This window comes from Pseudomethylobacillus aquaticus, assembly GCF_003730115.1.
Taxonomy (GTDB): Bacteria; Pseudomonadota; Gammaproteobacteria; order Burkholderiales; family Methylophilaceae; genus Pseudomethylobacillus; species Pseudomethylobacillus aquaticus.
On the sequence record NZ_RJVP01000006.1, the window covers coordinates 128,962 to 153,742 of the forward strand.

At 59.2% G+C, this 24,781-nt stretch carries 17 protein-coding genes; 11 read left to right on the forward strand and 6 right to left on the reverse strand.

Annotated features, from left to right (window positions below):
- Positions 1-81 precede the first annotated feature (81 nt).
- The 11 genes from ED236_RS12755 (at position 82) to ED236_RS10980 (ending at position 13,144) form a co-directional block, all read left to right on the forward strand.
- A complete protein-coding gene (locus ED236_RS12755) occupies positions 82-543 on the forward strand; it encodes an outer membrane lipoprotein (RefSeq protein ID WP_275669257.1) in 462 nt (153 codons plus the stop codon).
- Between the two features lie 279 nt (positions 544-822).
- Positions 823-2,148: a formylmethanofuran dehydrogenase subunit B gene (locus ED236_RS10935; RefSeq protein ID WP_123238010.1), complete on the forward strand. Its 1,326-nt coding sequence runs from the start codon at positions 823-825 to the stop codon at positions 2,146-2,148.
- Entirely contained in the window at positions 2,138-3,814 is a 1,677-nt protein-coding gene (locus ED236_RS10940) for a formylmethanofuran dehydrogenase subunit A (RefSeq protein ID WP_123238040.1), read from the forward strand. Before ED236_RS10935 ends, ED236_RS10940 begins: the two co-directional genes overlap by 11 nt.
- Positions 3,815-3,857: 43 nt before the next feature.
- Complete coding sequence (fhcD, locus tag ED236_RS10945) at positions 3,858-4,781, forward strand: formylmethanofuran--tetrahydromethanopterin N-formyltransferase (protein WP_123238011.1); 924 nt, start codon at positions 3,858-3,860, stop codon at positions 4,779-4,781.
- On the forward strand, positions 4,778-5,626 hold the full coding sequence (locus ED236_RS10950; protein WP_123238012.1) for a formylmethanofuran dehydrogenase subunit C: 849 nt from the start codon (positions 4,778-4,780) through the stop codon (positions 5,624-5,626). Before fhcD ends, ED236_RS10950 begins: the two co-directional genes overlap by 4 nt.
- Positions 5,627-5,739: 113 nt before the next feature.
- The gene (locus tag ED236_RS10955) at positions 5,740-6,951 is read left to right on the forward strand and encodes a hypothetical protein (RefSeq protein ID WP_148042293.1); all 1,212 of its coding nucleotides are present in this window, start codon (positions 5,740-5,742) and stop codon (positions 6,949-6,951) included.
- Positions 6,948-8,252: a glycosyltransferase family 2 protein gene (locus ED236_RS10960; RefSeq protein WP_123238014.1), complete on the forward strand. Its 1,305-nt coding sequence runs from the start codon at positions 6,948-6,950 to the stop codon at positions 8,250-8,252. The genes ED236_RS10955 and ED236_RS10960 overlap by 4 nt, the downstream gene beginning before the upstream one ends.
- A 234-nt stretch (positions 8,253-8,486) precedes the next feature.
- On the forward strand, positions 8,487-9,251 hold the full coding sequence (locus ED236_RS10965; RefSeq protein ID WP_123238041.1) for an elongation factor-1 alpha: 765 nt from the start codon (positions 8,487-8,489) through the stop codon (positions 9,249-9,251).
- Between the two features lie 175 nt (positions 9,252-9,426).
- Positions 9,427-10,086, forward strand: a complete 660-nt coding sequence (locus tag ED236_RS10970; protein WP_123238042.1) for a YiaD family glycine zipper/OmpA-like lipoprotein — start codon at positions 9,427-9,429, stop codon at positions 10,084-10,086.
- 116 nt (positions 10,087-10,202) lie between these two features.
- Entirely contained in the window at positions 10,203-11,150 is a 948-nt protein-coding gene (gene trhO, locus ED236_RS10975; protein WP_123238015.1) for an oxygen-dependent tRNA uridine(34) hydroxylase TrhO, read from the forward strand.
- Positions 11,151-11,155: 5 nt separating this feature from the next.
- Positions 11,156-13,144 carry an O-linked N-acetylglucosamine transferase, SPINDLY family protein gene (locus ED236_RS10980; protein ID WP_123238016.1) on the forward strand — a complete coding sequence of 663 codons (1,989 nt, stop codon included), beginning with the start codon at positions 11,156-11,158 and terminating at the stop codon, positions 13,142-13,144.
- A 95-nt stretch (positions 13,145-13,239) separates the two neighbouring features.
- Here the strand turns inward: ED236_RS10980 and ED236_RS10985 are convergent, their stop codons facing one another.
- From ED236_RS10985 to ED236_RS12760, 6 genes are all read right to left on the reverse strand, one after another.
- Positions 13,240-15,660, reverse strand: coding sequence for a TolC family outer membrane protein (locus tag ED236_RS10985; RefSeq protein ID WP_123238017.1), 2,421 nt, complete (start codon positions 15,658-15,660; stop codon positions 13,240-13,242).
- Positions 15,661-17,025 carry an HlyD family type I secretion periplasmic adaptor subunit gene (locus ED236_RS10990; protein WP_123238018.1) on the reverse strand — a complete coding sequence of 455 codons (1,365 nt, stop codon included), beginning with the start codon at positions 17,023-17,025 and terminating at the stop codon, positions 15,661-15,663.
- A 15-nt stretch (positions 17,026-17,040) separates the two neighbouring features.
- Positions 17,041-18,759 carry a type I secretion system permease/ATPase gene (locus ED236_RS10995; protein WP_123238019.1) on the reverse strand — a complete coding sequence of 573 codons (1,719 nt, stop codon included), beginning with the start codon at positions 18,757-18,759 and terminating at the stop codon, positions 17,041-17,043.
- On the reverse strand, positions 18,756-20,531 hold the full coding sequence (locus tag ED236_RS11000) for a type I secretion system permease/ATPase (protein WP_123238043.1): 1,776 nt from the start codon (positions 20,529-20,531) through the stop codon (positions 18,756-18,758). Before ED236_RS11000 ends, ED236_RS10995 begins: the two co-directional genes overlap by 4 nt.
- A 644-nt stretch (positions 20,532-21,175) precedes the next feature.
- A complete protein-coding gene (locus ED236_RS11005) occupies positions 21,176-24,043 on the reverse strand; it encodes a hypothetical protein (protein WP_148042294.1) in 2,868 nt (955 codons plus the stop codon).
- Between the two features lie 58 nt (positions 24,044-24,101).
- Positions 24,102-24,781: calcium-binding protein (locus ED236_RS12760; protein WP_420820422.1), on the reverse strand; the 680-nt coding region annotated here is incomplete at its 5' end.

A 24,781-nucleotide genomic window follows, 5' to 3' on the forward strand; every position in this document is an offset into this window, starting at 1 on the left:
GGTTTGATACAGCGTCGATTACTTTTGCCCCCTTATTTTGTAGCGCATGCTCATACATAAAGCCAACTCAAGGAGACCGCCATGAAACCCATGCAACGCCTGCTCGCCCTGCTGCTCATGTCCGTGACCCCGGTCAGCCAGGCCGCCTACAGCTGCCCGCCGGCCACCAACACCGGCGGCGGCTGGATCCCGGATGAATGCCTGCAGGTATCCTGCAGCAATTGCGGCATGGTGCAATCCATCATGATGAGCGAAGACGGCAAGGCTTCCGGTCTGGGCGCCGTGTTGGGCGCAGTCGCTGGCGGCTTGCTGGGTAACCAGATCGGCGGTGGCAGCGGCAAGAAGATCGCCACCGTGGCAGGTGCCGTGGCCGGTGGTGTCGGCGGTCACTACGGTGAGAAAGCCTTGCGCAAACAGGCCGCCTGGCTGGTCAACATCCAGATGCAGGATGGCTCGCAACGCAAGATCACCCTGGAGGCCGACCCGGGGCTGATCGAAGGCGACCGCGTCAGGGTGGATGGCAATGTGATCAGCAAGCAGTGATGATCTGGCAGTGATCGCCCGTCGGCGATCGCTCAGGGCGCAAGCACACGCCCGGCTACAGCACACGTGCTGTGTTGCCGTTATTGTCTATAATAATGACGGATTCAATCGCGGGCTGGACCTGCCCGCAGACAGCCTCAGTGCATGCCCCGAAAAAGCAGGACAGGAGCAAAGCAGGACCGGCACAAACCAATAACAAGTTCAAACGAACGACAACATCGATCAGGGATGTGATCACTGCATGGCAAATAGCATGGCAAATGGCACGGTAAACAGCGCATGGTGAATTTCGTGGGTTCTTCCTTACTGGACAGTGTGCGCATCAAGGACGTGACCTGCACCGCTTGCGGCATGCTGTGCGATGACCTGGTGGTGGCACGCGCCCTGAACAGCAACACACTGAGCGTGGTCGAGCATGGCTGCAGTCGCAGTGCAGCGCTGCTGCAGCACCCGCCCGCCAAGCCATCAGCGCGTGTGCATGGCAAGGAGGTCGATCATGCCAGTGCCATCCAGGCCGCGACCGCCTTGTTGCAACAGGCAAAACAGCCGCTCATCGCCGGGCTGGGCACCGACGTGCAAGGTATGCGTGCCGTGCTGCGGCTGGCTGACCACATCGGCGCCACGCTGGACCATATGAACAGCGCCGCCATGTTGCGCAACACGCTGGTGGTGCAACAGTCAGGCTGGCAGGTCACCACGCTGACCGAAGTGCGCAACCGCGCCGACCTCATCGTCGCCATCGGCACCGACATCGTCAGCGCACTGCCGCGCTTCTTCGAGCGTTGCGTGTGGGTGGAGGCCACCTTGTTCGACCAGGCCCCCGCCGAGCGTGACATCGTATTTTTGGGTGGACGCCACGATGACCTCGGCTTTGCCAGTTCGCCTGACGGCCGACCAGCCCAGGTGCTGCCTTGCGATATGGAACAGATCCCCGAACTGGTCGCCGCCTTGCGCGCTCTGGTCACTGGCAGGTCACTCCCCGTAGACCAGGTCGCAGGTATCGCCATGCAGGATCTGCAGCAGCTGGCACAGCACCTGCGCGAAGCACGCTATAGCGTATTAGCCTGGTCGGCTGCCAGCCTGGATTATGCGCACGCAGAGCTCAGCATCGCCAACATCACCGGCATCGTCAGCCAGCTCAACCAGACCACGCGCTCAGCCGGCCTGCCGGCGGGCGGCAGCAATGGCGACAGCAGCGTCAACCAGACCAGCGTGTGGACCACGGGCTACCCGCTGCCCAACAGCTATGCACGCCAGCACCCGGACTACGACCCCTGGCAGCACAGCAGTGCGCAGCAAGCCGCTCACGCTGACGCCGTGCTGTGGATCAGCAGCCTGGACCCGTCGCGGCGGCCACCACCCAGCGATACGCCGACCATCGTACTGGGCCACGCGGCCATGCAATTCGAACAGGAACCGGCTGTGTATATCCCCATCGGTACGCCAGGCGTGGACCATAGCGGCACGGCCTTCCGCTGCGACAGCGTGGTGTCCTTGCCACTCAAGCCATTGCGGCCCAGCCCGCTGCCCAGCTTGAGCAGCGTGATCCTTGATATGGAAGCGGCACTGCACGCCTCTCAGAAAGGCGATGCCCATGCTGACTAAGCTCACTGGCGGCCGTGTGTATGACCCGGCGCACGGCATCGACGGGCAGGTCATGGACCTCTATATCCGCGATGGCCGCCTCATCGCACGCCCAGGTGACGATGAAAAGATCAGCAAGGAATACGACTTGCGCGGCAAAGTGGTCATGGCAGGCGCCATCGACATGCACACCCACATCGGCGGCGGCAAGGTCAACATCGCGCGCATGATGCTGCCCGAAGATCACCGTGCCGACCCGGTCGCGCATTCCGAGTTGTGCCGTGCCGGTTGCGGTCATGTCGCCCCTTCCACGCTGACCACCGGCTACCGCTATGCCGAGATGGGCTATACCGCCGGGTTCGAGCCCGCCATCCTGCCCGTCAATGCCCGTCAGGCGCATCTGGAGATGGGCGATACGCCCATCATCGACAAGGGCGGCTACGCCATGCTGGGCAGTGATGACTATTTCCTGCGCATGCTGACCGCAAAAAAAGACCAGAACGCCATCAACGATTATGTGGCCTGGACCCTGCATGCCAGCCAGGCCATCGGCATCAAGGTGGTCAACCCGGGCGGCATCAGCGCGTTCAAATTCAACCAGCGCGCGCTGGATCTGGACGCGCAGCACGCCTATTACCAGGTGAGCCCGCGTGACGTATTGAAATCGCTGTCACGCGCCGTGCATGAGCTGGGCATCGCGCACCCGTTGCATGTGCACGCCAACAACCTGGGTGTGCCCGGCAACCTGGACACCACGCTGAAGACCATGGGCGCTTCAGAAGGCTACCCGCTGCACCTCACGCATATCCAGTTCCACAGCTATGGAACCGAGGGCGACCGCAAGTTCTCCTCGGGTGCGGCGGCCATCGCCGAAGCCATCAACCAGCACCAGCATATCTCCGCCGATGTAGGCCAGATCCTGTTCGGGCAAACCGTGACCGCTTCCGGCGACAGCATGCGTCAGCACGCCAATGCCGGTCTGGCCAACCCCAACAAATCGGTGATCATGGACATCGAGTGCGATGCCGGTTGTGGCGTGGTGCCTTTCAAATACAGGGACCAGAACTTCGTCAACGCGCTGCAATGGGCCATAGGCCTGGAGATCTTCCTGCTGGTGGACGACCCCTGGCGCATCTTCCTGACCACCGATCATCCGAATGGCGCCCCGTTCACCAGTTACCCGCACCTGATCCGCCTGCTCATGGACAAGAGCTTCCGTAACGACATGTTCACCAAGCTCAATCTGGATGCACAGGCCATGAGCACGCTGGCCGGTATCAACCGCGAATATTCGCTGTACGAGATCGCCATCATGACGCGCGCCGGTGCGGCAAAACTGGTGGGCCTGCATGACCGTGGCCACCTGGGCGTGGGCGCTGCCGCGGACATCACCGTCTACACCGAGGACGCAGACCGCGAAAAGATGTTCAGCAAACCCGATTACGTGTTCAAGGACGGCACACTGGTGGTGCGCAATGGCCAGGTGGTGCAGGTCACCTGGGGCAGCACGCACACCGTGCGTCCGGAGTTCGACCGCAGCGTGGAGCAGGATCTGCGTGGGCATTTCGACCGTTACCACACCATGAAACTGGACCACGTGAAAGTCAGCGACGACGAGATCGCCGAAGGTGGCCGTGGGCGCGTGCAGGTACAGCCCTGCCTGGGGCGCAGGGAGAAAACACGATGAGTTTGGCACAGCACGCACGCAGCCGCGCGGTCGAGGTTCGCACATGATCATCAACGGGGTCAGCATAGACGACACCTTCGCCGAAGCCTTCGGCATGCGCGCCACGCGTGTGCTGATCACTGCACAGAACCACACCTGGGCCATGCACGCGGCCACTGCCATGACCGGCTTTGCCACCTCGGTGATCGCCTGTGGCGTGGAAGCCGGCATCGAACGCCTGCTGTCACCTGAGGAAACCCCGGACGGCCGCCCCGGCGTGGCCGTGCTGCTGTTCGCCATGGGCAGCGCCGTGCTGATGAAACAGCTGGAGACGCGCATGGGGCAATGTGTGCTGACTTGCCCGACCACGGCGGCTTTTTCCGGCATCGACAGCGGTTACCCGGAGATCACACGCATCAATCTGGGCAAGAACCTGCGCTTTTTCGGCGATGGCTTCCAGATCTCCAAACAGTTCGGTGGCAAGCGTTACTGGCGCGTGCCGGTGATGGATGGCGAATTCATGACCGAAGAGACCACCGGCATGGTGCGTGCCGTGGGCGGCGGCAATTTCCTCATCCTGGCCGAATCGCAGCCGCAAGCGCTGGCCGCCTGCGAAGCTGCCATCAGCGCCATGAAACAACTGCCCAACGTGATCATGCCGTTCCCGGGTGGCGTGGTGCGCTCCGGCTCCAAGGTCGGCGCCAAGTACAAGAGCATGATCGCCTCCACCAATGACGCCTTCTGCCCCACGCTCAAAGGCATCACCCGCACCGAGCTGTCGCCCGAGATCGAATCGGTGATGGAGATCGTCATCGACGGGCTCACGGCCGAGGACATCAACCGTGCCATGCGCGTGGGCATACAGGCGGTGTGCGAGCTGGGCCGCGCTGCCGGCATACACGGCATCTCGGCTGGCAATTATGGCGGCAAACTCGGGCCATATCATTTCAAGCTGCGCGAGATCATGAGCGCGGGAGGTGCCGCATGAGCGCATTGACCTTCACGCTCAAGATCAGTCCGGTGCAGCGCGTGGATTGCAGCCCGCTCACCCCTGAGCAGCTAAACGGCAAGACCGCTGCCGAGATCGCTGCCCTGCCCTTGTGGAGTGGCAAGCGCCAGTTGCGCGTGGACGAGCTGTTCGACATCAGCCGCATGGGTGACGATGGCGGTGACGATGACAGCGAAGATAGCAATGACGACCATATCGTGTTCCTCAACAGCAGTGCGCATCTGGACCGTATCGGCCAGGGCATGCGCAGCGGCCGCATCACGGTGCATGGCGACGCGGGTGACTATCTCGGGCTGGAACTGCGCGGCGGCACACTGGAACTGCATGGCAATGCCGGTCATTTCGCAGCGTGTGCCATGTCTGCCGGTATGCTGCATATACACGGCAATAGCGGCGACTATCTGGGTGCAGGCCTGGTCGGCGAACGCAAGGGCATGCGCGGCGGCACCGTACTGGTCACCGGCAACGTGGGCGACCGTGCTGGCGACCAGATGCGGCGCGGCCTGATGCTCATCGAGGGCGATGCCGGTGATTACTGCGCGTCGCGCATGCTGGCAGGCACGCTGGGGGTATTGGGCAAGGTCGGTCGTTATACCGGCTATGGCATGCGCCGTGGCACGCTGCTGCTGACGCAGACCCCGCTGCTGCATGCCACCCTGGCAGACTGTGGCACGCACACCCTGCCCTTCCTGAATCTGATGTTCAAATCATTGCGTGGCCTGCCCAGCCGCTATGCGCAGCTGGATCAGAACCGGGTGCGGCGTTACGCTGGTGACATCGCCAATCAGGGCACCGGGGAGATCCTGGTGCTGCTGCCGCCATAACATCCACACTTGCAAGCCGGGACGCTGTGACAACAAACGCTGTGAAAACAATTGCTGTGACTACAGACGCTGCGACAAAAAAAGAAACCACGGATCTGCGAGCAACCGCGCCATTGCCAGCGACCCCCATCCGGCGCAGGCGCGTGCTGTTCATCAGTGGCTTCGACCCGCGTGGACCACGTCATTACCACGCCCTGTTGCAATCGGAATCCGCCAAAGCGGCTGCCGTCACCGGCAGCCGCTACCAGTTCGGTGCGCGCAGGAACCACTCTCCGCTGGTATCAACCTGGACGGTGAGCGGCGAAACTGCAGCTCACGCAGAACCCATACGTACCGAAACCCGCTTTGATTTTCTGCGTTGGGACGACGTGGCACGGCAACTGTGGCCCAAAGCAGGCTGGGCGTGTCTGGCGCTCAATATCAAGGTGGTGTGGTGGTTCGCCGCTACCGGCTATCTGCGGCGTGTGGCGGAAGTGCGGCGCTGGTATGTGCTGACCATGCTGCAACCCATGCTGGCCATGCTGTCTGTGTTGTTCGGGCTGGTGCTGGCTGGCCTGGTGCTAGCCGCGATGGTCATCGCCTGGACAGATGCCTCCTGGCACTGGTTATGGGCAGGCGCCGCCTTGGGCTGTGCGGGGCTGACCAGCGCGCTCAAACAGATGGAGAAATACAGCAGCGTGCTGTGGCGCGGGCAGCTCAATTTTGTCTACCAGCAGCAGTTTCTGGGCAAAGCCGATGTGCTGGAACAGCGCATCGATCAACTGGCCGAATCCATCATCGCCGCTGCAGCAGACACCGATGAGGACGAACTGCTCATCATCGGCCACAGCGTAGGCACCACGGTGGCCATCTCCAGTCTGGCGCGTGCCTTGAGGCAACAGCCGCAGGCGTTCGCGCATCTCCCGCAACTGAGTTTTGCCACGCTGGGCAGCATGGCCCCCTTGCTGGCAGTGGAACCCAACTGTGGCTGGTTCCAGTCTGAAGTCGAGTATCTGGCCCTGCATCCCAAACTCGACTGGGTGGATGTGGGTGCCCCGCTGGACCGCGTGTGCTTCTCGCTGGTGGATCCGCTGCTGGCCAGTGGCCGGCAACGTCCACCCGGCGTAGCGGTGAAACCAGTGCTCACTTCACCACGCTTCCATACCCTGTTCGACGAGGCCGACTACGCCTTGTTGAAGCAGGATCTGGGACGTCTGCATACCCAATACCTGCTGGCCACGCCCAAGCCCGGCCGCTACGACTTCTTTGCCATCATCGCCGGGCCCTTGTCGCTGCAAGCACGGTTTCAGGAAAAAACGCAGGAAACGATGCAGGGCACGCCATGAACCTGCCTGACTGGCTGCTAGCAGACAAGCTGGCCTGGGCAGGCGCGTGCATCGCCATCGCCAGCCAGCTGTTCTGCCTGTGGAGCGCGCGCATCTTGCGTCGCCGCACGCCGGCCTTGTCCGAACCCGTCCAGGCCTCGGCACTGCTCATCATCCCCGCTAGCGGCACGCTGCCCAATCTGTTGCCACTGCATGCCGCCTTGCAGGCGCAGCGCTGCGTCCCACAACGCATCCTGTTCGTGGTGGAGTCCGTCCATGACCCGGCCTATGCGCGCCTGCAAGCACTTATTGAGCGCAGCCCCTTATCCATCCACTTACTGGTTGCCGGTGAAGCCGAACGGTGCAGCCAGAAATCACACAATCTGGCGGTCGCGCTGGCAAGCCTGCAGCATGACCACACGCCGTATGTGGTGCTTGCCGATGCGGACATCCTGCCCAGCCCCGACTGGCTGGGGCATCTGCTGCGCCCTTTGCAGAACGATGCTGCCGACCTGGTCACCGGCTATCGCTGGCCGGTACCCACTGACCATCATCCGGCCAGCCTGGCTGGCAGCTGGATAGACCGCGCCATCGCCAGCATGCCCAAACTCAAGCGTTACTGGCTGGCCTGGGGCGGCTCGCTGGCCATGCGGCGTGAGCTCATCGCGCAACTGGACTTGCCTGGCCGCCTGCGTCAGGCACTGTCGGATGATCTGGCGATTGCCACTTATGCACGCGAGCATGGCCTCAGGCTGTTGTTCCGCAGCGCGGTGCTGGTGCACACCCCGTTTCATCATGATGTTTTCAGCCTGATGGGCTTCATGCGCCGTCAATACCAGATGCTACGGCTATATAGACCGCAACTCTGGCTAGCCGCGCTGCTGACCACCGCCCTCAATCTGCTGACGACACTGTGCCTGTTCTGGCTGGCCACGCGCTCAGGCATGGGCCAGCTGGCGCTGCTGCTGTTCCTGCTACTGGGCCTGCTGGTCAACCAGGCCAGGACAGGCTGGGCACGCAAGGCGGGCATTGCAGATGCCTTACAAAAGCCGCGGACAGCCGCCCTGTTCATGCTGGCGCCGCTGTTACTGCCCTTGCTGCACAGCCTGCATCTGCTGGCCATCCTGGGGAGCCTGCAGGTGCGCCGGGTACGCTGGGCACATTGCACTTACCGCATGCACGCAGGCCGCGTGACCGGCATACAGCGACGCCTATGGACGCGCACCAACACGCCTGCCGAGTTTGACGATGTGAACGCAGGCAATATCAACAGCAGCAATATGAACAAAAGCAATATCCGCCAAAACGAGCCCAGCCGATAATTGCCCAGGCACCAACGCCGGGGAATCCGGTCTCAGCTAGCAGCGTTAGGCATACCGTCAGCACCGCTGAATTCATGATGCTGTCACCTGTTATTCGCATCCTGGACTAAAATAGCGGTATCGAGTGTCACGCCTGGTCAGTCGCGCTGTGGATTGCGTGCCCATCGCAGGCCGCTGACACTTGCCATCACGTTTGAGGAACCGAGAAAACCCATGAACATCACCCCGTCCAATATGACCTGGCTGAACCTGCCCAACCTGCCCACACCGCTCAAAGCCCTGTTCGCAGGCTATCTGCTGGTGATCGGGGTCGGCCTGTGCATGGCCGGCCTGCAGATCATGCTCACGCACGGCATGGCCGATGGCAAACTGGGCTTGTCCAAGGACGACATCGTCTACAGCTATTACGGCAACCGCAATGACACCACCATCGAGAGCAAGCTGAATGGTTCGATGAAGGACAAGGCACCGGCGGAAGTAAAGCTGGAGATCATCAAATGGGCACGTGAAGGCGCACCGGAAGACCAGTGGGAACCGCACTTCAAGGGCGTGTTCGCGCAGCACTGTGTGATGTGCCATGGCAACATCCCGGGCATCCCCAATTTCAACAACTATGAAGATGTCAAAAAAGTGGCGGCCATCAACGAAGGCGCCAGTTTGCAGAACCTGACCCGTGTGTCGCATATCCATTTGTTCGGCATCGCCTTCATCTTTTTCTTCATGGCGTTCATTTTCAGCTTTGCTGTCAATGTGCCGCTGTGGCTGAAGACGCTGGCCATCGCCATGCCGTTCGCGTTCCTGATCCTGGACGTACTGTCCTGGTGGCTGACCAAGCTGTATCCGGGCTTTGCCTGGCTGACCATCATAGGCGGCGTAGGCTACAGTGTGGCCTCCACCTTCATGTGGGTGACCAGCATGTACCAGATGTTCATCCTGTCACGTAATGGCAAGGTGTATGGCAATGCCTGGGAACGGGATCTGAAGTCGTCAGACAAGTAGTTGGATTTACGCTAGCAAGATTTACAGCATGGGCCTCGCGGCCTGTGCAGAAACAGCTCACGCCCATCGCCCCCTCCCGCGTCCAGTACGCCGGAAATAACAAGCAACACGAGGATCAGGCGACAGGCGGAGTCTTTAATCGAACGGGGTTGTTACACTTAAGGAGAATTACATGATGCGCACTCAACTTACCGTCATTGCCGCTGCTGTTGCTTTCACCATCAGCGGTTGTGCCAATATGACTGAAACACAAAAGGGCACCGCCAAGGGTGCCGGTATCGGTGCTGTCGCCGGTGCGGTGGTCGGCGCAGTTGCCGGCGGTTCCAAAGGGGCCGCCATAGGCGCGGCCGTCGGTGGCGTAGCGGGTGGCGTGGGTGGCAACATCTGGTCCAAGCGCATGCAGGAGCAGAAGCGCCAGATGGAAGAAGCCACCGCCGGTACCGGCGTGCAAGTGTCGCAAACGGCAGATAACCAGCTCAAACTGGATATCCCCAGCGACATCTCGTTCGACTCCGGTCGCGCTGACATCAAATCCAACTTCCGTCCCATCCTGGACAATTTCGCCAACGGCCTGAACAGCAACCCGGCTGCCACCGTCACCGTCATCGGCCATACCGACAGCTCGGGCAACGATGCCATCAACAACCCGCTGTCCGTGAACCGCGCCGCCAGCGTGCGTGACTACCTGAGTAGCCGTGGCGTCGCCACCGCGCGCGTCAGCATCGATGGCCGTGGTTCGCGTGAACCGGTCGCCGCCAACGACACGCCAGCCAACCGTGCCAAGAACCGCCGTGTGGAGATCTACGTGGCAGAACCACAGCCTGCTGCACAGTGATCCGTTGCTAACGTGCGCAAATCAGCGTGCTGAAAAACCGGCCTGATGGCCGGTTTTTTTATTCGCGGCAAGATGTGAGAAAATCCTGTTTTAGTCTGATGACGTCACTATCTGCCATGTCGAAGTACCTCACTGCCGCCCTGTATAAATTCGTCAGTCTGCCGGATTACCGCGATCAGCAAGCCCCGCTGCTGGCCATCTGCGTAGCGAACCAGATCAAGGGCACGCTGCTGCTGGCGGAAGAAGGCATCAATGGCACCATCGCCGGTCTGCCCGAGCACATTCACACCGTGCTGCGTTATCTGCGCGAAGATGCCAGCTGGCAAGGCCGCCTGGCCGATCTGGAGCATAAGGAGTCCTGGGCGGAACAGATGCCGTTCTACCGCATGAAAGTGCGACTCAAGCAGGAGATCGTCAAGCTGGGCGTACCGGAAGTGAAACCCAGCGAAATGGCCGGTACCTATGTCAAACCCGAAGACTGGAACGCGCTGATCAGCGACCCGGACGTGATCCTGGTGGATACGCGTAACGATTACGAAGTCGCCATCGGCACCTTCCAGGGCGCCATCAACCCGGAAACCAAAAGCTTCACCGAGCTGCCCGCCTGGGTCAAAGAGCACACGGAACTGAAGCAGAAACCCAAGGTGGCCATGTTCTGCACCGGCGGCATCCGCTGCGAGAAATCCACCGCCTACCTGCGCAGTCAGGGCTTTGAGGAGGTGTATCACCTGCAGGGCGGCATCCTCAACTACCTGGAGACCGTGCCCGCAGAACAAAGCCTGTGGCAAGGCGAATGCTTTGTGTTCGACGAGCGCGTGTCGGTGGGCCATGGTTTGCAGCAGGGCGACTATCAGCTGTGCCGTGCCTGCCGTTTCCCGCTAGGGCCTGAAGACAGGCAATCCCCCCATTATGTGCTGGGCGTCAGCTGCGCCCATTGCCACGACCAGACCACACCTGAGCAGAAACTGGCGTTCGCCGAGCGCCAGCGTCAGGTCGAGTTAGCCGAGCAGCGCCATGAAGCGCACATAGGCGCCCGCTACACGCCGCATCAGCACGAAGGCTAAGCCACTTGGCCTCACTGCAGACAGGCTTGCACCATCATCAGCAAGGCCGCCTGGCCGAGGCTGAACGCTGCTACCGGCTGGTGCTGCAGAGCCAGCCAGATGATGCCGATGCGCTGCACCTGCTGGGCATCCTCTGCCACCAGAGTGAGCGTAATACGGAAGCCGCCACGCTGATAGCGCGCGCATTACGCAGCGCACCCAACAATCGCGACTATCAGGACAGCCTGGCCAACGTCTATCTGCATCTGCAACGCTTTGAAGAGGCCGCCGGGCTGTACCGGCGCTTGCTACGCCGTCAGCCGCAGGATAGTGACACGCGCAGCGCCCTGTGCACTGCGTTGATGGCGCTGGGCAGTCAATGTCACCAGGCGGGCCGCTACGACCAAGCGGAAGCCTGCTACGCCGAGGCGGTTCAGGTCATGCCTGGCCAGGCCGTCGCCCATTACAACCTGGGTAATGCGCAGCGTGAGCTGGGCAAACCCGCAGAAGCCGCCTTGAGCTACCAGCGTGCCCTCAAAGGCCTGCCAGACGATGCGGACGTACACAACAACCTCGGCAATGTGCTGCGCGAACTGGGTCAGCTGGATCAGGCGGTGGCCTGCTATGAAACCGCACTCAGGCTCAACCCAAGCTTGTTTCATGCGCGCGTGCACCTGGCGCACCAGAAACAGCACCTGTGCGACTGGAGCGGTCTGGAGGCAGACATTACGCTGATCCGCGATTGGGTCAGCACAGAACCCACGGCCCAGATCTCGCCCTTCGCTTTTCTGGCCATGCCCGGCACGACGGCGGCTGAACAGCGCCGCTGCGCAGACAACTGGCTGGCCAACCGCTATGGCGCTTTGCTCAATGAAGCGCCGCTGATCGCGAGCCGCAGCCAGGTGGAGGCTGACGCCCGCGCAGACAAACGCATCCGGCTGGGCTATCTGTCAGCGGACTTTCGTCTGCACCCGCTGGCCTTCCTGATCACCGACCTCATCGAGCAACACGACCGCAGCCACTTCGAAGTGTTGGCCTACTCGTACGGGCCGGACGACCATAGCGCGGAGCGTGAGCGCCTAAAACTGGCCTTTGACCAGTTCGTGGACATCCGGCCACTGAGCTTGCGTGCCAGTGCACAGCGCATCCGCGACGACAATATCGACATCCTCATCGACCTCACCGGCTACACGCAAACCAGCCGCAGCGGCATCGCCGCGCTGCGTCCGGCCCCGGTGCAGATCAACTGGCTGGGCTACCCCGGCACCATGGGCGCGCATGCCGGGCGCCCGCTGTTCGATTACCTGATTACGGACGCGGTCATCACGCCCGCCAGCGCGGCGGCAGAGTATGCAGAACAACTGCTCACCCTGCCCTGCTATCAGCCCAACAGCCAGCGCCCGCTTGCGCCCAAACCCACGCGTGCCAAGTGCGGCCTGCCTGAACAGGCCTTTGTATACTGCTGCTTCAACCAGACCTTCAAGATCACGCCGACGATGTTCGCCGTGTGGATGGACATCCTCAAACAGGTCCCGCACGGCGTGTTATGGCTGCTGGAATGCAACCGCTGGGCCAAGGCCAATCTGCTGAAAGCAGCAGCCGGTCATGGCATCAGTGCCGAACGACTGATCTTTGCACCACGCGCGCCCATAGACCAGCACCTGGCGCGCATGCAATGTGCCGACCTGTTCCTGGACACGCTGCCCTACAACGCTCACACCACGGCCAGCGATGCGCTGTTTGTCGGGCTGCCGGTGTTGACCTGCATGGGCCACACCTTCGCTAGCCGGGTGGCAGCGAGCTTGTTGCAAACAGCGGGGTTGGCAGACTTCATCTGCACTGCCATGCAGGACTATGCAGCAAAGGCGGTAGCGCTGCCGGCAAACAGCACTGCACTGGATGAGGCCAGGACGCGACTGCAAAACGCTGAGACACGCGCCATGTTTGATGCGTCCGGGATGGTGCACGGGCTGGAAACCGTCCTGGCAGGCTTGCCAGGCAGACAGCTCAGCTAGGGGAAAGGGCCGCCGGGCCAGCCCGCCGCCAGGTTAAGCACTGTGAACTCAAGCAGTTATAGCTCAAGCAATTACAGGGCTAGCCGCCGACCGGCTCACCATGCCAGGTGACTGGCATTCCAGCTGTGATGGCTTGGCGTATTCAGCCTGACCTTCACCTGCCGGGCCGGCAGCGCCGGTTTGGCTGGGGAAACCTGCACCTGCTCCAGTGCGGCGACTTGCGGCGCTGCTACTACTGCCTGCGGCGCCTGTACTATCTGCAACGATTCAATTACCTGCGGCACTTCGATAGATACTGCCTCCGCTTGCTCTACAGGTGGCGCTTGCAATACGGCCACCGGCAAAACTGGCACAGACTCCAACGGTGCCGCTTTCGGGGCCTCTGCTTCTTGTGACCCTTCTACCGGGACAGCCTGCGGCGCATCTGCTTGCAACGGCGCTTCTATTGCTCGCAGCGCTTCTACTGCCTGCGGCGCTTGTGTTGCCTGCGGCGCTTCGCTAGATACCGCCTGCGACGCTTCACCAGGCAGCGCAGGTGATGCTGTGATCGGCGCTGCGGTAACCGGTTCCGATACGACGGCTTGCTGCGCTTCTGTTGCCTTCAGGGCTTCCACAAGCTGCGGTACTTCTGCCGCTTGAGGCGCATCGGCTGCTGCCAGTTCAGGCTGTTCTGCGTTTACGGCTTGCGGCAACACTAGCGATTCTGCCTTGACCGGCTCGACGGATACCGTTTGCGGCCCTTCAACAGAAACTGCCTGTGCTTCTTCGACCATCGCAGCAGGCACCGGCTCCAAGAAGCCTGCCGCTGGCACTTCCAATGCTTGAGGCCGTTCTGCTGCGACCGGCTGCGGGGCTTCTGCTGCCTGCGGGGCTGCTACTGGTGCCAGTTCAGGCTGCCCTACCTCTGCGGCTTGCGGCACTGTAAGTGGTTCAGGCTTGACCGGCTCCATATTGACCGGCTGCACCGATACCGCCGGTGGGGCTGCAACAGGCAAGGCTTGCGGCAGTTGGACTGGTTTTGCAGCCGCCTTGCCGACCGATGGCGGCAGCAGCCACGACAGTGCCTTCTCATCCACATCGACGGCCACACCAGACTCGGCGGGCGGCACGGCCAGCCCGCGATAAGCGCCTGGAACCGCCGGACTGGCGGTCGTCGGTTCGGTGGTCTGCATGAAATAACGCTGCAGCGAGGACACGTTGCTGGCCTGCAGCTCACCCGCCGTGACCCGCAGGTTGATCAGGTCGTTGACCAGCAGATACTGCGATTTGGTCAGCTGCAAGCGGTTCATGAACACTTTTTGCTGCGCATTCAGCACGTCGATATTCGAGCGCAAACCGGCAAGAAACCCATGCTGCGTGCCTTCGAGCGCGACTTCACTGCTGGCCACCGCCTGGGTGTAGGCGCGAATGCTGCGCAGCGTGGTCTGGATGGTGTTGTAGTAACGCTGAACTTGATTGCGCGTTTCCAGCATGCGCTGGTCCAGCTGCGCCTGCGCGGCGATCACGCGGCTCTCGGCCTGACGCACATTGGCACTGGTCAGCCCGCCGCCGTACAAGGGCACGCTGAGCTGCAGTGCCAGCGTGGTGGAATCGAAGCGCAGCCCCAGCGTGTTGTTGTTGTCGTTCTCGCTGATGGAACGCACGCCGACCAGGTCCAGTGTAGGGTAATGCCCGGCCTGCTTGCGGCTCACTTCTTCGCGCGCCACATCCAGCGCATGGCGTCCGGTGATGATGTCCGGGTTATTGGTCTCGGCCTGGCTGATCCAGTCAGCCAGCTGCATGCCATCCGGCATGCTGGTGGGCAACACGTCCAGATTGAGCGGCGCCACGCGCTCGACGGGTTCGCCGGTCAGACGTATCAGGGTCTGCTGATGCAGGCTGAAGGTATTGAGCGCATCTTCCAGCTCCACCTCGGCCAGCTCCAGGTTGGTATCGGCCTCGCTGATCTCGGTGATGGTGCCTTCACCCAGGTCGTAGCGGCGCTGCGCCTGATCGCGCTGTGCGCTGACCGCACGTATCTTCTCTTCGGTAACCTTGATGCGCTGCTGTGCGAACAGGAACTCGAAATAGGCATTGGCCACGCGCGTCATCAGGCTGACCTGCTCTTTGTTGAGCTGCGACTCGCTGCTGCGGATGGAGGCTTCGGTACTGCGATAGGCCGCGCGTGCCTCGGCGTTGAACAGGGATTGCCGTATGCTCAGCGCGTGATTCTGCAGGGTGTAATTCAGCGTGCTGTTCACGTCCCCGGTAGGGGTGTCGGCGGTCCGGTCGGTGAGGCCGCGGCCGTAGTTGCTGGTAAATTGCACCCTGGGCCGGAACGGTGCCGCAGCCTTGTTGATCTCTTCCCTGTCCGCTGCAGTTTCTGCGACAGCCGCACGGTATTGCGCGTCATACTGCACGGCCTTTTCATACAGGCTGGGCAGTGACTCGGCCGCCATGGCGTAGCCGGGCGACAGCGCCAAGCTCAGGGACAGACTGTGCAACACAGCGCTACGAAGCAGCGAGAGCTTAAACACTTATTCCTCCTTCATGGCGGCGGCGATGCGCTTGGTGAGCGGATGCAGCAAATAGGTCAGCAGGCTACGCTCACCCGAGCGGATCACGATCTGTACCGGCATGCCAGGCTGCAACACGCGCTGCCCCAGCTGCTGCATGCCTTTTTCGGTGATCGCCACGCGTGCCAGATAGTAACTGGCCGGTGCCTGGCCGGTTGAGCTGGCTGGCTCGGTGAACAGGTCACTGGACACGGTTTTGATGCTGCCTTCCAGCAACAGTTGCGGGGTATTGGCAAAGGTGGAGAAGCGGACATCGGCGGCCTGACCGACGTGGATCTTGTCGATAAGGTGCGGCGGGATGCGCGCATCCAGGATCAGCGCTGCACCGGTGGGTACGATGTCCAGGATCTTCTGTCCGGGTTGAATGACCGCGCCCACGGTATGCACCTGCAAGCCCACCACCTGACCACTGCTGGTGGCCAGGATCTCCACGCGACGCAGATCTTCCTTGAGCGGCTTGTAGCGTTCTATCGCGGTCTGGATCGCCAAACCAGCCTGTGACAGCTCGCCGTCGATCTCCTTGCGTTCCTGCTGACGCCTGGACTGGATGCGCTGCTGCGTCTCGAGGATGCTTTTCTGGCTACGCAAGCGGTTGGCGATGGTTTCTGCGATCTGGCCTTCCAGTTGTGCTGCACGCTGTTCCAGCTCGATCTGCTGGTTGCGCGGTGCATAGCCTTCTGCCACCAGGGTACGCAACTGGTTCAGCTGTTCATTCAGCAAAGTGCGCTGCGCGTTATAGCTGGCCAGCAAGCCCTCATAACCACTGATCAGCGCTTCCTGACCGGCGATGGCCTCCTGCAGACTGGCGATATCAGCCTGCAGGGCCTGCTGCCGTGCCAGCAGCAGCTGGGTTTCATTCTGCATCTGCTGACGCACACTGGCATCGTCCTTGGCGGCCAGCACATCGGCATGGAACACGATGCTGGCGCTGCCCAGCTTTTCGGCACGCAGACGGCTTTCCTGTGCGCGCAAGCCCAGGTACTGCTGGCGTATCTCTTCGGCGCGCGCGCGCGCATTGGTATCATCCAGCACTACCAGCACCTCGCCCGCCTTGACCTGCTGGCCCTCGTGGACACGCAATTCGCGCACGATGCCGCCGGTGTGATGCTGCACCACCTTGTGACTGCCTTCCACATTCACCACGCCATCGGTAGGCACGCCCTCATCCAGCGGAGCCAGCGCCGCCCACACCACAAAACCGGCCAGGCCGACCAGCATGATCCAGACACCACGCTGGCGCAGCTTGCCAGAGGTGGCAGAGTCTGCTGGCGGTGATGCAGGCTCCAGGAACGGATCAGGATCAGCAGCGGGATGTAATGGCTTCATGGGCTTGCAACTTTCTTAAGCGATCGATTGTGGCGATAAGGTAACGGCCGGGCTGGCAGGCGGCTGCGGCTTGGGTGGGCGCAAGGCCGCCAGCACCTGATCACGCGCCCCGTCATGCCGGATACGGCCAGCATTCAGGATCAGCAAACGGTCAGTGACCTGCAGCATGCGCGTGCGATGCGACACCACCACGATGGTCGCACCGCTCTGCTTGAGCTTCTGCAGGCTGTTCAGCAATTGCGTTTCGCCTTCATCATCCAGATGCGCATTGGGCTCGTCCAGCAGCACGATGCGTGGCATGGCATACAGGGCGCGCGCCAGGCCCACCAGTTGCCGCTGGCCGCCAGACAAGGGCGTATTCCCTGCACTCAGCGGGGTGTCATAGCCCTGCGGCAGTTTCAGCAGGGTCTCATGCAGTCCCACACTTTGTGCAGCCGCGATGATGCGCGCAGAATCCAGCTCGCCAAAGCGCGCAATATTGTCAGCGATACTGCCTTCCACCAGGTCGATGCGCTGCGGTAGATAACCCACGTAGCGGGTACGGCTTTGCGCGTCCAGCACACTGAACGGCATGCCATCCAGCTCGTAGCGCATGGTCTTGTCGGTGCACAAGCCCGCCAGACAGCGCAGCAAGGTGGTCTTGCCTGAACCCGACGGCCCCATCAGGGTGACGATCTGCCCGGGCTCGATGTTCAGGTCTATATCCTGCAGCACAGGCGCTTCCTTGCCCGGCAGGCTCAGCGTCTTGAGTTGCAAGGACAACCTGCCATGCAACTGTTCGGGCTGCAGGCTGGCAAGCTCCGGCACAGCGAGCTTGAGCAGCTGATTCAGACGCCCGCCAGCCTCGTAGGCTTGCACACACTGTTTCCAGGTATTGACCAGTGCATCAAAGGGCTGCAGCGCGCGCGCCACCAGGACATTGGCAGCGATCATGCCGCCCACGGAAAGCTCGCCGCCTATGACCAGCCAGGCCGCCGCACCCAGGGTCAGGGATTGCATGCTGTAACGCGAGAACTTGCTGATGTGCTGATTGCGGCTTTGCAGGCGCTGGGCACCCAGATCCACGGTTTGCCAGCCTTGCTGCAGCCGTTCCCAGTGACGGTAAAGGCTGGGCATCATGCCCATCACATGCAGGGTCTCAAGATGGCGGATCTTCTGGTCCAGAAAGCGCTGGTTGCCCTGCTGCACGTGCTGACTGTCCTGCAGCGCAGCAGCCGTACTGAACTGGTTCCACACCCCCAGGCAAAACTGGACAGCGCAGAACAACAAGGCCAGCCAGCCCAGCATGGGGTGCAGGATGAACAACACCAGCAGGTAAAGTACCGTCCATGGCAGGTCAAACAGGGCGAACACACCGTTGCCGGTGCAGAACTGCCGGATCATGGTCAGGTCCTGCATGGCTTCTACCGCCCTGTCCCGCGAGCCCGCCAGGCTGTGCTGCAGCCCCAGATCAAACACCTGCTTGCCCAGTTGCTGGTCGAATTTGACACCAGCCCTGATCAGCGTCTGCGAGCGTAACCATTCACACACGGCAATCACCATAAACAACAGCACGGTGATCAGGGTGATCGCCGTGAGCGTCAGCGTATTCAGGCTGATCAGCACACGGTCATACAGTTGCAGCATGTACAGCGTCGGCGTCAGCATCAGCAGATTGGTAATCAGGCTGAGCACGAACACCCCGCCCAAGATCGGCTTGAACTGCTGAAATGCCGCGTATAAAGGGCGCTTCATCGCTGAGCTCCTGCAGTCATGCCGTTGGCGGCCACGCTATGACTCGCCACGCCATTACCAGTCTCGTTCTTGGGTTGCAGGGAAGCCAGCACTTCATCCGGCTTGCCCAGCCGCATCATCTGCCCATGCACTAAAATCAGCATCAGGTCGGCCACCTGCTTGACCTGCTGCAGATGGCTGATCACCACAAAGGTGCAGCCGCGCTGCTTGCAATGCTGTATGGCCTGATACAGCGCCCGTTCACCCAGCTCGTCCAGGTGGGCATTGGGTTCATCCAGCAACACGATACGGGGCTTGCCATACATGGCGCGTGCCAACCCGATAAGCTGGCGCTGACCGCCAGACAGAAAATCGCCTTCCGGCCCGATCTGCGTCTCCAGGCCTTGCGGCAGGCCCGCGATCAGCGTGTGCAGTTGCAGCAACTGCACCACCTCGTCCATGGCGGCGGCATCTTCCACCCCAAAGCGGCGGATATTGTCCGCCACGCTGCCTTCCAGCAAGGCCACTTCCTGCGGCAGATAACCCAGATACGGGCCCAGTGCCGCCTTGTCCCAGCTGTACGCGTCCACCCCATCCAGACGTACCTTGCCGCTGCTGGGGGCCAGCAAGCCTGCCATCAGGCGCAGCAAGGTCGATTTACCTGCGCCGGACGGTCCCGCTACCAGCAGCAACTGCCCGGTCGCAAGGTTGAGGCTGATCTGGCGCAGGAAAGGCTCGCGCTGCGCGCGTGGCGCTTCACCGGGGCCGGCCGGTGGCACGTAGCTCAGCTGATCCACACGCATTTCGCCGCTGGGTGCAGGCAGCGCCAGCTTGGCCCGCACACCCGGCGTATCGGCAAACAGTTTTTCCAGCCGCTTGTAGGCATCGATGCTTTGCGACAGCGTGCGCCACTGCCCCACCAGTTGGCTGAATGGGGCCAGCACGCGGGCAGCCAGGATGGAGGCCACGATCATGCCGGCCGGGCCATACGGCAGGCTGTTGTGGATCACCAGATAACAGCCCAGCCCCAGCACCAGTGAGGTCAGCATCAGCTGCACCAGCTTGGAGCCCGCCGCACTGCGGCCCGCGATCATGGACGCATCGGCCTGCTGCTGCAGAAAGCCCTGCTGGCGCTTGTTCCAGCGTTCGAACAGGCCAGCCTGCATGCCCATGGCGTGGATGGCATCAGCCTGACGGGTGAGTTGGGCAAAGTAACGCTGGGCATCCATCGCCTGGCGGTTGGCCTCCTGCATGCGGCTCTGGATACGGTATTGATTCAAGGCGGAGATCAGCAACTGGATCAGCAAGGCCGCCAGCGTCAGCACGCCCAGCGCGGGGTGGATCATGAACACCAGACCCAGAAAGATGAAAATGAAAGGCGCATCCATGATGCTGATGATGGCCGTGGACGCCAGCCCCTCGCGCAAGGAGCGGAAATCACCAAACACCTGCGCACTGGGGAAATCAGCCGATTGCAGGCGCGCCAGAAAAGCAGCACGGAACACCTGCGCCTGCAATTGCGTGGCCCATGTGGCCGCCGCCTGTTGCAGCATGGCAACGCGGAAATGCTCCAGCCCCTCCATCACCGCAAACAGGAACAGCACCATCAGCGTGAGCATCAGCAAGGTCAGACTGTTTTGACTGAACACCACGCGCTCATACACTTCCAGCATGTACCAGGACGGTGCCAGGATCAGAAAGTTGGTCAGCAAGCCATAAGCAAGGATATGCCGGTAGCGCTTCAACAACGCTGACCACAAAGGCTTAAGGTGGGAATCTCGAATGGTACGCATGGCGAGCATTATTATGGTTTATCCGCTATTTTGCACTGCGTTTATCAAGATAGCGGGCTTCACCAACATCAACATGCTTTCCACCACACAAACCTGCACAAACAACAGGCAATTTTATCCGTCTGCAAGCACGGCATCAGAGGCTTATCCGCAAAGCGCAACAGCCCCATAAGGGGCACGGCAAGCAGGTACGCCCTAACAATCTAAAAGTAGGGCGCAATAGCAAAGCGTATTGCGCCGCGTTCAGCCTCAATCTGAACAAACCTGATACGGCGCAATGCCCTTTGCTATTGCGCCCTACCTCTGACTTCTCAGGCAGGCTCACATAGGCTCACATAGGCTCACATAGGCTTAGACCACCTCAAACACCCAGACCCGTCATTCCCGCGCAGGCGGGAATCCAGTTCTGCAAAACAAACCGCCATATTCGCCACTTATCGCGCCGTACCAGCCGCTTATAGCGCCACACTTTTACTACGCCTGTTGCTTGAAACTCGCGCATAACGCACCTTGCCTGGGTTCCCGCCTGCGCGGGAACGACGGCAAAGCACTACAACCTAACAGTAGGGCGGACTCGCCTTTGGCAGTCCGCCGCATACGCTGCCCACCCATACGGCGCACCGCAAGTGGATACTCCCACCAGGCTAATCGAAATTGGGGTCGTATCCCCAGTCCAGCTGAGCTTCAATAAAATCCCGATACTCAGTCCGTACTTGTCTTGGTGTTCTTCTGATATAACGTTCTGCCAAATGGCGTTTTTTCTTATCTGCTGACAATTTTGATTCTTTCAAAGCCATCAAATAGTCAACAACCTGTTCCTTGGTCGGCCTGTCAATCGTCGTTGAATTACCTTTTTTCTTGCTGGCTCCACTTTCAAGCTCATTTTTCAGCACGAACTTGCCAGGGAGATTGGTCCAGATAACGCTATCAATACCTTTGGAGTTAGCCCAGATTGCCAAATGAGGAATGGCCGATGGAGATGGTTGGCCTTTGATCCAAACACCGACGGTTTCAGAGATTTTATGCGTTGGAATTTTCTCCCTCAGCGCAATATCTCTAATCGCCTGACTTAGATCCCTGGAAGTCATTAACCCCCATAGCGCCGGAACAGGCCGTGCATCATGCTTGAGCACCAGTGTGACTCTTCCGTCCATTGACTGCCTTGCAAATTCAACAGGAACCATAGGGCCATCAGAATACCAGCGTCCTGTAGTCGGAAGGGAGCCTGGGTCCCAGACCAAGGAGCCCCACGCCAGGCAAACTATCCTTTGCGTGGTCCAAACAACGTGACCATCCTCGTTCAAGATGCTGAGCTGGCCATCATCAGACAAATGCAAAGACTGACCGTCACAGGTTCCGCTTACCCAGACACTTCTCTCGTCATTACCAATGAATTGAAGATTTCCATTGCTGAATGAAAACTTGGTCCCAGTCAAGCTTGATTGATTGTTTTGAGCTAGTTGCACTTCACGATTCGAGTAACCCGCGTGATTTCCAATTTTTGCCTTGTGATCGTCTTTACATACATAAAACGAGAACATGTGATTGGATGAAAGGAGGTAATTTGAATTAGACAGCGTCTGCCCTGCATACAGCGTATTACTGACTGATTGCCAGATACGACGGCCCGCCTCATATATTTCGATATAACCCGCATCGGTAACGGCGATGGAATCCTCTGACCATTTATCAGCATCAGACATTGTTGGCTTTTTTTCCATTGTTCCAGTGGTCGACCAAAAAATGTCTTTATCGCGTATCAGGCTGTATCCCGAACTTGTCGACATTAGATATGGACTATGGTTACCCGGTAAACTCAAACCGGTGTTGTACAAAACACGCTTGGAGATGGTATCCACCAAAGACAGTGCGTAGGCTTCAGACCTTAATAAGAACTGCTTGTTGGGTGAGATTAGGTAAGCGCCTTTAAGCTCTAATGCAAAGTCATATTTACCGCGCCTTGAACATGGCGTTTTCCAAACGACTTTCTGGTCATAGACAAGTGCCAATGTACCGTCATTGATCACTTCCAGCCGGTCTGGTTGAACCTCGTCAGGATCACCACCTGGCTTGCTACTGGACCTATAAATTTTGCCAGAGCTAAATATACTCAAACCCCCTTGAATGCCAATACTGAAAATCCCCTCTGCCACAAAGGCACAGAAATCCTGTACAAGCATTTTGTCGTTATCTAAATTACGGTTCCCCCTAATATTGGTTGAAAACAAAACAAGGCCATCTTTGGTCCTGTAAAGGATCCATTCGTAATTTTTATATTCAAAACAATACTCGCCGTTCGGAGAATAAAGGGCTTCCCCTATCGCCAACTTTTCCCCATCTGAAATGGAGTGTCTAGGCTTGACAAGCACAAAATCGCGAGCGTAGGGTGCAGCGCGATTGACGATCAACATTCCTGAGTCCTGCAATATTAAAAATTGATTACTCCAGTTTTCCTTGGGACCAGGAAAGTCAGTTGATTCATTTTCTTCTTCAAGTGCTGCCTTGACGACAACGTTTTGAACAACAAGTGTATCTGCTAGAGAGACTGGATGTATGGGCTTTGGAAACCGATAAAGAACAGTGCCATCTTCCGCTCGCCGTAGAATGTATCCATCCCGCCGCTGGAATTCGCCCTTAGAAAAGATAGTTTCAAAATTGACTAATTCGTAGTACCCATTGCTGGAAAGAATTCTGTCGCGGCCACCTAGTTTAAAAAACTCGCTAGGAAAAAGATCGTCGTCAGCCTTGTTAGCAACATGATCCGGGTGCTGAATGAAATTTTTATCTGATGACCAAACCACGTTTCTGTTCTGGTCAAAAATCAGCACAAAACCGTACTCTGAAACCTCTACATAGGCGCCAGGCACTGTATTGTTGCTTTGATGCAAAGTGCGAAACTGCTTGTTCTCCACCAAGCCTACTTTTAGTTTCCCATCAACAAATTTCAATAACAGCGTGTTGTTACTGCTTGTATCAACTTTACGCGTCCTGATCTCAGCAGGGATCGAGTCATTGTGAATTGAGATGCCTACCTGAGATACCGTCAAACTGATTTTTCCTGACGGGGAATTCAGTTTACTGTACACACCCATCTCATCGTTTTCATACAGTGTGTGGAATTCCTTAGGCTTAGCGCTAGACCATATAGGCTTATCCCTGAATTTTGAAACGATTTTCAATGTTCCAATATCATCAAAGTAAATCTCGTCGCCATCGATGCCATCGTCATAGTAATGAATCCCATCAAAGAGCTGATGAAACCCCCGCCATACCGTCTTGTCGCTACTAGTTTGCAGCAGGATGATGGAGCTTTTAAAGATCAGCTTGGATGCTTTGGTTCCAAATGTGCCTGTTGAGAAGATTGGCTTCATATTCAGCACGTCATATACGATGACATCGCCAAACTCATCAAACAACAACTCGAATCTGCCATTTGCATTTTTCAACCTGTCACCACGGTGCATGGTGATATTACCAACACGCCCGTGTTTATCCGTTTCATAATTATGCAAAATAATCTCCCCAATCAGACACACCCATCAACTTACCCTGGACCACATGACGCCAGCGTTAAGACACGGCAAATGGGTCAGCGATGATGTTGTTAAAATCGAATTCCCTGAACGTCACCCCTGTCAATTCCACCACCAAGTCAGTGCCGTTGGTGTCTAGCCTGTTGTTGTCATTGGCATCGAAGAACAGATACCCAACATCCGTGTCGTCATCACTAATGAAGTAGTAACGAACTTGGTTAAATTGAGAGAAAACATCATTCGCAACAAAAGCATAGTCGTCAAAATCAAATTCTATGAATTCACCACCGGGAGAAGTAGCATCGTCTTCAAAGTAGTTGTTCGCTGTCCCCGCCACCGAGCCGAAGCTGATGAAGTCACTCGTAGCAAAGTCAGTGATGGTATCGGCATTGGGGCCTGGGCCTGTATCGTTGGTGTAGAGACTATCCATACCCACGTAGCGGAACGTGTCGGTGCCTATGCCACCACTCAGGGTATCTGCACCAGCACCACCGGTCAGCACGTCGGCACCATTCCCACCGCTGAGCACGTCATTACCCGCCCCGCCACTTAGGGTGTCGTTGTTATCACCACCGAACAGCAAGTCGTTGCCGCCGCCCGTCGTCAGGGTGTCAGCGCCATCAAAGCCATACAGGATCTGCGGGATGGTAGCACTCAAGCTCGTGCTGCCAAGGCTATTCGCGTCCTCGGTGCCCCGCACCAACTGGGCAATCAGGG